Origin of the sequence: Enterobacteriaceae endosymbiont of Donacia dentata (assembly GCF_012570745.1) — a bacterium.
In the GTDB taxonomy this organism is placed as follows: domain Bacteria; phylum Pseudomonadota; class Gammaproteobacteria; order Enterobacterales; family Enterobacteriaceae.
This window is the reverse complement of the sequence record NZ_CP046212.1, coordinates 126,595-140,083: the sequence shown is the minus strand read 5'-3', so window position 1 is coordinate 140,083 and position 13,489 is coordinate 126,595. Positions and strand designations below refer to the sequence as shown.

8 protein-coding genes and 1 pseudogene are annotated in these 13,489 nt (G+C 18.8%); 3 read left to right on the top strand and 6 right to left on the bottom strand.

The genetic code is table 11. From position 1 onward, the window contains the following. Positions 1 to 2: 2 nt before the first annotated feature. The 6 genes from murG to rsmH all read right to left on the bottom strand — a co-directional run bounded on the left by murG (position 3) and on the right by rsmH (position 7,424). A complete protein-coding gene (murG, locus tag GJT90_RS00690) occupies positions 3 to 1,061 on the bottom strand; it encodes an undecaprenyldiphospho-muramoylpentapeptide beta-N-acetylglucosaminyltransferase (RefSeq protein WP_168919986.1) in 1,059 nt (352 codons plus the stop codon). A 68-nt stretch (positions 1,062 to 1,129) separates the two neighbouring features. Continuing rightward, positions 1,130 to 2,443 carry a UDP-N-acetylmuramoyl-L-alanine--D-glutamate ligase gene (murD, locus tag GJT90_RS00685; RefSeq protein WP_168919985.1) on the bottom strand — a complete coding sequence of 438 codons (1,314 nt, stop codon included), beginning with the start codon at positions 2,441 to 2,443 and terminating at the stop codon, positions 1,130 to 1,132. An 18-nt stretch (positions 2,444 to 2,461) separates the two neighbouring features. Continuing rightward, positions 2,462 to 3,547 (bottom strand): phospho-N-acetylmuramoyl-pentapeptide-transferase, encoded by a 1,086-nt coding sequence (gene mraY / locus GJT90_RS00680; RefSeq protein ID WP_168919984.1) that lies wholly within the window; start codon positions 3,545 to 3,547, stop codon positions 2,462 to 2,464. After that, complete coding sequence (locus GJT90_RS00675) at positions 3,541 to 4,914, bottom strand: UDP-N-acetylmuramoyl-tripeptide--D-alanyl-D-alanine ligase (protein WP_168919983.1); 1,374 nt, start codon at positions 4,912 to 4,914, stop codon at positions 3,541 to 3,543. Before GJT90_RS00675 ends, mraY begins: the two co-directional genes overlap by 7 nt. Before the next feature lie 9 nt (positions 4,915 to 4,923). Then, on the bottom strand, positions 4,924 to 6,426 hold the full coding sequence (gene murE, locus GJT90_RS00670) for a UDP-N-acetylmuramoyl-L-alanyl-D-glutamate--2,6-diaminopimelate ligase (protein WP_168919982.1): 1,503 nt from the start codon (positions 6,424 to 6,426) through the stop codon (positions 4,924 to 4,926). A 68-nt stretch (positions 6,427 to 6,494) separates the two neighbouring features. Continuing rightward, positions 6,495 to 7,424: a 16S rRNA (cytosine(1402)-N(4))-methyltransferase RsmH gene (gene rsmH / locus GJT90_RS00665; protein WP_168919981.1), complete on the bottom strand. Its 930-nt coding sequence runs from the start codon at positions 7,422 to 7,424 to the stop codon at positions 6,495 to 6,497. Positions 7,425 to 7,576: 152 nt separating this feature from the next. Between rsmH and GJT90_RS00660 the strand changes: the two genes are divergently transcribed. From GJT90_RS00660 to gyrA, 3 genes and pseudogenes are all read left to right on the top strand, one after another. Beyond that, entirely contained in the window at positions 7,577 to 8,308 is a 732-nt protein-coding gene (locus tag GJT90_RS00660) for a Bax inhibitor-1/YccA family protein (RefSeq protein ID WP_168919980.1), read from the top strand. Between the two features lie 67 nt (positions 8,309 to 8,375). Next, positions 8,376 to 10,757 (top strand): annotated as a pseudogene (gene mutS, locus GJT90_RS00655) (DNA mismatch repair protein MutS); the annotation flags it as partial. A gap of 151 nt (positions 10,758 to 10,908) precedes the next feature. Next, a complete protein-coding gene (gene gyrA / locus GJT90_RS00650; RefSeq protein ID WP_168919978.1) occupies positions 10,909 to 13,443 on the top strand; it encodes a DNA topoisomerase (ATP-hydrolyzing) subunit A in 2,535 nt (844 codons plus the stop codon). Positions 13,444 to 13,489 lie beyond the last annotated feature (46 nt).

The window sequence follows — 13,489 nt, the reverse complement described above, 5'->3', positions numbered from 1 at the left end:
AATTAATTAATTTTTATATTATTTAATTCTTTATAAATTAATTCTGTAGAATTAATAATTGATAAATTATAGGATTTTTTAGACATATTTATTATTTTTTTTTGATTTAAAGATAATATAGTATTTATAATACTATTTATATTTAAATTATTTTGTTCATAAATTTTAGCAGCTCCTATTTTTTTTAAATTTATAGCATTAAAATACTGTTGTTTATCTTTATGTTGAAAAGGAATAAAAATAGCTGGTAATCCTACTGCAGTAATTTCACTAACTGTCATAGCTCCTGATCTACATATAATTATATCTGCCCATTTATATGCTTTATGTATATTTTTTATATATTCTCTTAATATAAAATTATTTATTTTATTTTTTTTATATTTATTATAAATTTTTTTCAAATTTCCTTTACCTACTTGATGTAAAATTAATACTTCATTTTTTAAAATTTTTGATAATTTTACCCCTATTTTATTTATTATATTTGATCCTTGACTACCACCAGTAATTAATAAATGAATTGGTTTATGAATTTTTATAATAGATCTTTTATATAAAGATAATTTAATAATTTTTTTACTAATAGGATTACCTACTAATATTCCATTTTTAAATGTATTAGGATATGCTTGCATTTTTATAGTTGCTATTTTAGATAAAATTTTATTGGTTATCCCTGGTACATTATTTTGTTCATGTATTGCTAAAGGAATTTGACATAACCATGCAGCTAAACCACTAGGTCCAGAAATATAATTGCCCATAGTTAATATTAAATTAGGTTTATATTTTTTATAAATTATAATTGATTTATAAGTAGATATAATTAATTTAATTATAGTTTTAATTATTGAAAAAATATTTTTATTTTCAAATTTAAAAAATTCAATTAAATAAATATTTATTTTTTTTTTAGGAATAATTTTAGATTCCATTCTTGATGACGATCCTAACCAACGAACTTTCCATCCTTTTTTAATTAATTTATGTGCTATATTTAAAGCAGGATTAATATGTCCTCTTGTTCCTCCAGCTACTATAATAATTTTTTTTTTCATTTTTATATTTTAAAATATTTGTTTAATATACACTAAAATATACAAATAATATAATATATTAAAAAATATTATTTTTGATATAATTTTTTAACTAATTGAATAAATTCTTTACCACGATGTTTAAAATTTTTAAATTGATCAATACTAGAACAAGCAGGAGATAATAATACTATATCTCCATATTTTACTAATTTTATTATTTTTTTTATAGCTTCAAACATTGTTTTTACTCTTATTGATTTAGTAAATAAAGATAATATCTTTTTACTAGATGTCCCAAAGCAATAGATAATAATATTATTTTTATTTTTTAAATATTGTTTTAATAAATGTAATTCACAATTTTTATCATATCCTCCTAATAATAACCAAATTTTTTTTTTTTTATATAAATATTTTAAAGCTACTATAGTACTACTAATATTAGTAGATTTAGAATCATTAATCCAAGTAATTCCATTTTCTTTATGTATAATTTGTAAAATATGATCCATATTTTTATAATTATTTATTTCTTTTAAAGATATTTTTCTAGGAATTTTTAATATATCTGTAATAGCTAAAACAGCTAAAAAATTTAAATAATTATGAATTCCTATTAATTTTGTTTTATTAAAATTTAAAATTTTTTTATTATTTATTTTTAAATATGTCATATTTTTATCAAAAAATAATTTATATTGACCATTAAATTTACCAAAAGTTATATATTTTTTTTCTTTATGAAAAAATTTAGGATAACATAATTTATTTTCTATATTATATATACAAAAGGAAGCATTATTATAAATTTTTAATTTAAAATCACGATATTGTTTAATTCCTAAAGGATATCTATCCATATGATCTTGTGAAATATTTAAAATTAAGGCTATATATATATTAAATTTTTTTATTGTTTCTAATTGAAAACTAGATATTTCTAAAATATAAAAATCTCTTTTAATAGATAATAAATCTAAAACAGGATAACCTATATTTCCTCCAATACTAATATTAAAATTATTTTTTTTCATAATTTGACTAAGCATATTAACAACAGTACTTTTACCATTAGTACCTGTAATAGCTATTACAGGTGTTTTATTATAGCGAGAAAATAATTCTATATCTCCTATTATTTCAATACCTTTTTTTTTTGCTTTTAATAATAAGGGATGAAATATCGAAATACCAGGACTTAAAATAATTAAATTAGCATTCAATATCCATTCTTTGTTTAAAGAACCTAAATGTATTGGTACATATGATGGTATTTTTTTTATAAAATCTAAATTAAAATTTTCATCTATAATAAATGGTATTAATCCTTTTTTTAAAAAAAAATTTACACATGAAATACCTGTTATACCTAATCCAATAATAACTATTTTTTTATTCATTTTACAGTATTTATTAAATTAAATTATAATTAAAGAAAATAAAACTAATATTAATGATATAATCCAAAATCTAACAATAATACAAGGTTCTTTTAATCCTTTTAATTCATAATGATGATGTAAAGGAGCCATTAAAAAAAATCTTTTTTTATTATATTTAAATTTTATAACTTGAATTATTACAGAAACAGACTCTAATATAAATATACCACACATTATAAGAAATAAAAATTCTTGTTTGATAATAATAGAAATTATAGATATAATAAATCCCAAAGATAAAGATCCTACATCTCCCATAAAAATTTTAGCTGGATACGTGTTAAACCATAAAAAACCTAATCCTGATCCAATGATTGAGAAACATATAATAATTAATTCTTTTGTATTTTTTATATAAAGAATATTAAAATATTTAGAATAATATATATCTCCTGTAAAATAACTTAAGATAGCTAATCCTAAGGAAATAAATATTATAGGCATAATTACTAATCCATCTAATCCATCTGTTAAATTTACAGAATTACTAATTCCTATAATAATTAAATATATAATTATAAAATATATGATTTTATTTAAATGAAATTTAATTATCTTATTAAAAAAGGGTATAGTTAATTGTTTAAAGTATAATTTTTCAGAATTATTATAATAAATAAATATGATTATAATTGTAATAATTGATTGAAAAAAAATTTTTTTATATGGAGTTAAACCTTTTGTATTATTAAAAATTATTTTGTAATAATCATCTATAAATCCTATAAAAGAATAAAACATTGTACTAATAATTATATAAAAAATATATTTATTTGATAAATTAGACCAAAAAATTACAGATAAAAAAATAGATAATAATAAAATTATTCCTCCCATTGTGGGAGTATTATTTTTTTTAAAATGAGTTATAGGACCATTAGTTCTAATAATTTGAGAAATTTTATTTTTATTAAAAAAACAAATAAAAAATGGAATTAAATAAAAAGTTATAAAAAATGATGTTAATAGTGTCATTATAGAACGAAATTTTAAACTTATAAAAAAATAATTTAAATATTTTATATAAAAATATTTAAAATATTTAAATATTATTATTAACATTTTAATTTTTTCAGTAAATTATTAATTAAAATTTCCATTTTATTATTACGTGACCCTTTAAATAAAATAGTATAATTTTTTAAATTTTTTATTATTAAAAGTAATTTATCTATTAACATTTTTTTTTTTTCAAAATGTATTGCTCTCATATTTTTTTCAGTAATATATTTACTATATCTACCAATGCTAAATATATAATCTATATTAGATTTTAAAATTAGATTTCTAATTTTATAATGATAAAATAAAGTATATGATCCTAATTCTAACATATCTCCAATAACTAAAATTTTTTTATTAGGCATATTTTTAAGTATATTAATAGCTGTAAAAACAGAATTAGGATTAGCATTATATGTATCATCTATAATTAATTGATTCTTACTAAGAATAATTGGGTACATTCTTCCTATAATAGGTCTAAAATTTTTTAGACCCTTAGCTATTTCATTTAATGAAACACCTAATGAAAAAGATAATGCAACAGATGCTAGTGCATTACTAACATTATGAATCCCTCCCCCTATAAGTAATAGGGTAATTAATATTTTACCAATAGGTGTATTTAATTTAAAATTAATTTTATCTTGTAGTATTTTTATATTTTCAGCAAAAAAATCAGTTTTGTTATTATTTATAGAAAAGGTATAAACATTTTTATGATTATTAAGTATTTTTTTTAAAATTTTTTTTTGATTATAATCATCATAATTAATAATTATAGTTCCTTTTATTGATAAAAAATTAAAAATTTTGCTTTTACTTTTAATAATATTATTTAATGAATGAAATCCTTCTAAATGAGAAACTGAGATATTATTAATTAATGCTATATTAGGTTTAACTAAATTACTATTATATGAAATATCATTAGTATGACTACCACCTATTTCAATTACAGCATATTTATATTTATTTGTTAACCTTAATAAGGTTAAAGGAACTCCTATATTATTATTCATATTTCCTTGCGTATAAATAATTTTATTTTTTATTTTTAAAATAGATACTGTCATTTCTTTAACTGATGTTTTTCCTGAAGAACCAGTAATCCCTATTACTTTATGTTTAAACTGCATTCTTTTCCATAAACCTATTTTCCCTAATCCTAAAATAGTATCTGATACAATTATTTGAGGAATATTAATATTTATATATTTATTTACCAATAAAGCTAATGCTCCATTATTAATGGCATTATTAATAAAATTATGTCCATCAAATTTTTTTCCACAAATTGCAATAAACATACAATTTTTTTTAATTATTTTACTATTTATTGAAAAATTTAATATTCTAATATTATTACCTATTAATACTCCATGTACTATTTTAGATAATAATTTTAAATTAATGAATTTAGTCATTTTATATTTTTAATATTTTTTTAGTATTTTTTTTATAGTATTAAAATCTGAATAATTTAAAATTTTATTACCAATAATTTGGTAATTTTCATGGCCTTTACCTGCAACTAAAATAGTATCTTTTTTATGAGAATTAAATATGGCATAACTAATTGCTTGAGTTCTATCTAAAATAACATAAACATTCTTTAATGTTTTACATCCTTTTTTAATATCGTTAATAATTTTTACTACATTTTCTGTTCTAGAATTATCACTTGTTAAAATTACATAATTTGCATATTTTTCTGCTATATTTCCCATTATAGGACGTTTTCCAATATCTCTTTCTCCTCCACATCCAAAAATACACCATATTTTCCCTTTACAAAATAATTTTATAGTTAATAGTACATTTTTTAATGAATCAGGAGTATGAGCATAGTCAATAATAATGTTAGGAATAGATTTTTTTTGAAAAATTATTTTTTGCATACGTCCTTTAACTGGATATATTTTTGATACTGTTTTTATTAATTTTTTTAAGGGATATTTTAAACTTAATAATGTTGTCATACTTAAAATAATGTTTAAAACATTAAAATAACCTATAAGATTTATTTTTATTTTTCCATTACCCCAACTAGATTTAAATAAAATAATTGTTTTATTTTTTAAAAAAATTATTTTTTTTACTTGAAAAAATAAATTTGATTTATATATAATTTTTCGTTTTGTAGTAACAGCTATAGCATTAGGTATTTTTTTAAACCATTTATATCCTATATTATCGTCAATATTTATAATTTGTTTTTTAACTTTATGTTTTGAAAAAAAATTCCATTTAGATAATTCATAATTTTTCATATTATAATGATAATCTAAATGATCTCTACTTAAATTTGTAAAAATTCCAATATTAAATATTATATCTGCTACTCTAAATTGATTTATACCATGTGAAGAAACTTCCATGATAACAATATCAGCCTTTTTATCTATAAATTTTTTTAATGTAGATTGTATTTCTACAGCAGAATCAGTTGTATTATGTGTTTGTATTAATTTTTTATAAAAACCATTTCCTATAGTACTTAATATAGCTGGTTTTTTTTTTAAAAAATGTAACCACTGCATTAAAAAATTTGTTACACTTGTTTTCCCATTAGTTCCTGTTATTCCTATAACTGGTATTTTTTTACTTGGATTTTTATATAAAATTCCTGCAAAATATGAAATATATTTATGTAAATTAGGTAAATAAATTATAGGAATTTTTTTTTTAAAAAAAATTTTATAATAATATGTAATATTATCTGAATATGTTAATACTGCAGCAGCACCTTTTTTAATAGCATGTTCTATAAAATTTCTACCATCTTCTTTATGTCCTTTTATAGCTATAAAAAGACAATTTTCCCCTTTAATTTTTCTACTATCTAAAATAATTTTATTTATTAAAACATTTTTTATTATATCATGACTTATATAATTATTTAATAATTTTTGTAAACTTACTTTATAATTAATCAATTGTAATATCCTTATTATATATAAAATTAACTTTTAAAATATTTATAAAAAATAAAAATTATTATTTTTTATATTTTTTTTGCAACACGTAATATTGCACTTCTTGATCTTAAATTTTTTAAAATTTCCATTTTATTAGGAAATATTCTATCAATAATTTTTAATTTTAAATTATTATTTTTATAATATAAATCATTTATTTCTATTTCAGTTAATGGAATTTTTTTAAAAATATTTTTATTGTGTAAACTATTTTTTTTCATAAAATTTTTAACAATTCTATCTTCTAATGAATGAAAACTAATAACAGATATTATTCCATTTTTTTTTAATAAATCTAATGAAATATTTAAAGCTTTTTGAAGTTCTTCTATTTCTTTATTTAAAAAAATTCTTATAGCTTGAAAAGATCTTCTAGCTGGATGTTTAAATTTATTTTTTTTCTTAAAAGCAGAACATATTGAATGTGACAAATCTTTTGTATTATTTAATTTATTATTTAACAAATATTTTTTTATATTAAATGCTATTTTTTTATGAAATTTTTCTTCACCATATAATTTAAGTACTTCAGATAATTTTCTTTCACTAATTTTTTGTAATAAATTATAAGCATTAATATTTTGATTTTGATTTATACGCATGTCTAATGGACCATTAGACATATAAGAAAATCCTCTTTTAGGATTATTTAATTGAAATGAAGATATTCCTAAATCAAATAAAATTCCATCTATTTTCCCTATTTTATTATTTAAAATAAATTTTAAATTAGAAAAATTATTATGAATATAAATAATTCTTTTATCTAAAATTTTATATTTTAATATTGTTGTTATATCACAATCTACAGCGTATATACGTCCATTAATACCTAATTTAGATAAAATTAATTTAGTATGTCCTCCACAACCATAAGTTGCATCTATATAGATTCCATCACTTTTAATATTTAAACTATTAATGGATTCTTTTAATAAAACTGGTATATGATTCATTATATGAATGTGTATTTTTATTATTATATATTTTATATATTATAATATAATAAAATATTATTTTATTTATTTTAATTTAAAATAATTCGTAGTAATATTAAAATATAAAATATTTAAAAATTTGGTTAAATTTTTTTAAAAGGTATAATTTTATGATAGAATATCCAAATTTTAAAAGTACTACATTAAAAAAAGAAAAATATTATATACAAAAATATATTAGACAAGTATATGGATGGATGTCTTGTGGTTTATTGTTAACTGCATTTGTTTCTTGGTATGTATCTAATACAATTCAAGTTGTAAACTATTTATTAAATAATAAATTTATTTTATTAAGTTTATGTTTTTTACAATTTATATTAGTTTTTATAATTTCTAATCTTTTAAATAGATTATCTGGAAGAGTATTAACTACATTATTTATGTTTTATTCTTCATTAACTGGTTTAACAACTGCAGGAATTTTTTCTATATATAATCAAAATACTATCTTTACAGCATTTATTACTACATCATTTACTTTTTTATCTATGTGTATTTGGGGATATTTTACAAAAAAAAATTTAAATAATTTAGGTAATATTGTTATAATGGGTATTTTTGGTATAATTATAGCATCATTTATAAATTTATGGTTACAAAATAGTTTTTTTTCATCTGTAATAAATTATATTAGTGTAATTTTATTCACATTACTTGTAGCTTATGATACTCAAAAATTAAAAAATATTGCCAAAAAAATTAGTATAAATATAAATGATAAAGATAATTTAAGAAGATATGCTATTATCGGAGCACTTATGTTATATTTAGATTTTATTAATTTATTTTTTGTAATATTACGTATTATTGGTAATAATGATAATAATGATGATGAATAATATTTTAATAAAAAATTATATAGATTAAAATCTTAAAAAAATTATATATTATAAATTATATACAAATATGTCTATATCTATGATGGAACAATATTTTAAATTAAAAAAACAATATCCAAATATCTTGTTATTTTATAGGTTGGGAGATTTTTATGAAATGTTTTATGATGATGCGAAAAAAGCATCGAAATTATTAAATATTGTTTTAACAAAAAGAGGTAAATTAAATGGTAAATCTATTCCTATGGCAGGAGTTCCTGTTAATAGTGTAGAAAACTATTTATTAAAATTAGTAAAATTGGGAGAATCAGTAGCTATTTGTGAGCAGATAAAAGAGAAAAATACATTATATAAAAAAAAAAAAATTTTAAAAAGAAAAGTAGTACGTATTATTACTCCAGGAACAATTAGTGATGATATTTTATTAAATAATTATGTTGATAATTTATTAGCAGCCATTTATCAAGATAAAAAATTTGGTTTTGGTTATGCTACACTAAACATTAGTTCTGGTGATTTTAAAATTATGGAAAATAAAGATTATAATATAATTGCTGGAGAATTACAAAGAACTAATCCTACTGAATTATTATATCCTGAAAATTTTCAGGATATACAATTAATAGAAAAAAGAAATTGTATCAGACGTAGACCATTATGGGAATTTGATATTGATACAGCTTTTCAACAATTAAATATGCAATTTGGTACAAAAAATTTAAAAAGTTTTGGTATTGAAAAATCATTTATAGCTATTAGAGCTGCAGGTTGTTTAATACAATATGTAAAAGATACACAAAAAGTATGTTTACCTCATATTAATAATATTTTATTAGAAAATCATAATGATGAAATTATTATGGATGAAAATACTCGTAAAAATTTAGAAATTATTCATAGTATTTCAGGAAATAAAAATAATACTTTAATTAAAATATTAGATTATACTACTACAACAATGGGTAGTAGATTATTAAAAAGATGGTTAAATAATCCTATACGTAATGTAAATATTATTTTAGATAGACAAAAAAATATTTCTATATTACAAAAATATTTTTTAAATTTTAAAAAAATATTATTAAAAATAGGTGATATAGAAAGAATTATTGCTAGATTAGCATTACGTACAGCTAAACCAAATGATTTAGTGGCTTTAAGACAAACATTAAATTATTTACCTTATTTTCATAAAATTTTAAAAAAAATAAAAAATTGTGAAATAAAATCTAAAATTTTAAATTTAGGATTATTTATTAAATTAAGAAATTTATTAGAAAAATCAATAAAGGAAAAACCTTCTTTATTATTAAGAGAAGGAAATGTTATTGCTACAGGATATAATTCATCTTTAGATAAATTAAGAATATTTTCAAAAGATGCAGTAAAATATTTATTTCTTTTAGAACAAAAAGAACGTAACTTATTAAAAATAGATAAATTAAAAATAGGATTTAATACAATTCATGGATACTATATACAAATTAGTAAAAATTGTAATATAAATTTACCAAATAAATATATTCAAATTCAAACTTTAAAAAATTTTAATAGATATATTATTCCTGAATTAAAAAAATATCAAAAAAATATTATATATTCTAAAGAAAAATTATTTAATTTAGAAAAATTATTATATTATGAATTATTTGATTATATTAATCCTTATTTAAAAAAATTACAAAAAATAGCATTATTTTTATCAGAATTAGACGTATTATGTAATTTAGCTGAAAGATCTTTAACTTTAAATTATACTTGTCCTATTATTAATGATAAAATAGGGATATCTTTAACTAATTCCAGACATCCTGTTGTAGAAAATATTGTAAAATCATCTTTTATATCAAATGATGTATTATTAACAATCAATAATAATATATTAATAATAACAGGTCCTAATATGGGAGGAAAAAGTACTTATATGCGTCAAATTGCATTAATTATTATTATGACATATATAGGTAGTTATGTACCTGCTGATAAAGCTATTATAGGACCAATAGATAGAATATTTACTAGAATAGGATCAACAGATGATATTTCTTCTGGTTTATCTACTTTTATGGTAGAAATGATAGAAACAGCAAATATTTTAAGAAATGCAACTCATAAAAGTTTAGTATTGATGGATGAAATAGGTCGTGGAACTTCTACATGTGATGGATTATCAATTGCATGGGCTTGTGCTGAAAATATAGCAAAAAAAATTAAATCACTTACATTATTTGCAACTAATTATATTGAACTAACTAATTTAGCAATTAAAATAAAATATATAAAAAATGTATATTTTGATGCAATAGAATTAAATAATTCTATTGTTTTTTTATATAAAATAAAAAATGGATCAATTAATAAAAATTATGGTTTATTTGTAGCATCCTTAGCTGGAATTCCCGAAGAAGTTATTAGTCAAGCGAAAAAAAAAATTAAACAATTAGAAAATTATAATATTTTTTAAATTTTAAAAAATATTTTAAAAATAAATAAATGTATTACATGTTAATATATGTAATATATAAACTAATACAATTATTTATAAATAAAATAATGAATATATAACTTATGTAATTAAGTTTTAAAGGATATTTATTTACATGAATTCTTTCGTTAAAGAAATAAAATCAATTAATATTGAAGAAGAATTAAAAAATTCTTATTTAGATTATGCAATGTCTGTTATTGTAGGAAGAGCCTTACCAGATGTAAGAGATGGATTAAAACCAGTACATAGACGTATATTATACGCTATGTATATTTTAAGAAATACATGGGACAAACCTTATAAAAAATCAGCAAGAATAGTAGGTGATGTTATAGGGAAATATCATCCTCATGGAGATAATGCTGTTTATGATACAATTGTTAGATTAGCTCAATCATTTTCATTAAGATATACCTTAATAAAAGGACAAGGAAATTTTGGATCTATTGATGGAGATTCTGCTGCTGCTATGCGTTATACTGAAATTAAAATGACGAAAATAGCTCAAGAAATTATAAATGATTTGGAAAAAAATACAGTTAATTTTTTACCTAATTATGATGGTACAGAAAAAATTCCTGAAATTATGCCTACAAAAATACCTAATTTACTAATTAATGGTTCTTCAGGTATAGCTGTTGGTATGACAACTAATATTCCTCCTCATAATATTACTGAGGTTATTAATGCTTGTTTAGCATATATTAAAAATAATAATATTACTGTTAAAGAATTAATGAATTACATTCCTGGTCCAGATTTTCCTACAGCTGGTATTATATGTGGTATTAGTGGTATTGAAAATGCTTATGAAACAGGTAAAGGAAAAATTTTTATTCGTGGAAGAAATAAAATTATTAAAAATAAAAAAAATAATTATAAAACAATTATTATTTATGAACTTCCTTATCAAGTAAATAAAGCTAAATTAATAGCAAAAATAGCTAATTTGATAAAAGAAAAAAAAATTAAAGGAATTAAAACTTTAAGAGATGAATCAGATAAAGATGGAATAAGAATTATAATTCAAATAAAAAAAGATATATCAACAAATGTCATTTTAAATAATTTATATTCATTAACATCTTTACAAATTTCTTTTAGTATAAAAATGGTCTCCTTATATAAAGGAGAACCTACAGTAATGTCTTTAAAAAATATTATTAAAGCATTTATTTCACATCGTCGTGAAATTGTTACAAAAAGAACTTTTTATGAAATAAAAAAAGCTCGAAATAAAGCACATATATTAGAGGGTTTAATAGTTGCATTATTAAATATAGAAAAAATTATTAAAATTATACGTTCTTCTAAAATTTTAGAAAATGTAAAAAATGAAATATATTCACAATCTTGGAAAATTCCAAATAAATTAAAAATATTTAATTTAGAAAAAAAAGAAATTTTAAATATTTATCTAACAAATTCTAACTTAATAAAATTTAATGATAATTATCGTTTTAGTTATACACAAATTAAATCTATTTTAGAATTAAAATTAAATAAATTAACTAATTTAGAACATAAAAAATTATGTATAGAATACCAATATTTAATAAATAAAATTTCAAAATTAATTAAAATAATTAAAAATTATAAAAATTTAATGGAAGTAATATATAATGAATTAATTTTAATAAAAAAAGAATTTGGAGATAAAAGAAAGACAAAAATTATTTTAGATAATAATTCTATAATTAAAACAAAAGATTTAATTAACGATGAAAAAGTAATTATTACATTATCTTATCAAGGATATATAAAATATCAAAAAATTACTGAATATAATATACAACATAGAGGAGGAAAAGGTAAATTAGCAATTAAATTAAAAGAAAATGATGTTATTTCTAAAATATTAGTAGCATATACTCGTGATAATATTTTATGTTTTTCTAATAAAGGACGTTTATATTGGTTAAAAGTATATAATATTCCAGAAGCAAGTAGATATTCTAAAGGAAGACCTATTATAAATATTATACCTTTAAAAAATAATGAAATTATTACTAATTTTCTTATAGTTAATAACTATACAGAAAATATGAATTTATTTATGGTTACTTTACAAGGAAATGTAAAAAAAACTAATTTAACTAAATTTAGTAATCCAAGACGTAATGGAATTATTGCAATTAAGTTAAGAAAAAATGATAGTTTAATAGGAGTATCTTTAATTAGTAAACATAATAAAATTATGTTATTTACTAATTTAGGTAAAGTAGTTAAATTTGATGAATCTAAAGTTAGAACTATGGGAAGAAATACAATGGGTGTAAAAGGAATTAAAATATCTAATAAAAAAAAAGATAGTGTAGTTTCATTAATAGTTATTCAAAATAAATTTGAAAATAATATTTTTACTATCACAGAAAATGGATATGGTAAATGTACTAATAATAAAGAGTTTCCAGTAAAATCCAGAGCAACAAAAGGAATTATTTCAATGAAAATTAGTTCAAAAAATGGGAAAATGGTAGGATCATTACCAGTAATAAATAAAGATCAAATTATTTTGATAACAAATATGGGAACATTAATTCGTATTAATATATCTGAAATTTGTATTATTGGACGTAATACTAAAGGTGTAATTGTAATAAATACAAAATCTAATGAAAAAGTTGTTGGATTACAAAAAATTTAAAAAATAACGTAATAAAATGAATTATATAAAATAGAAATATATTTTT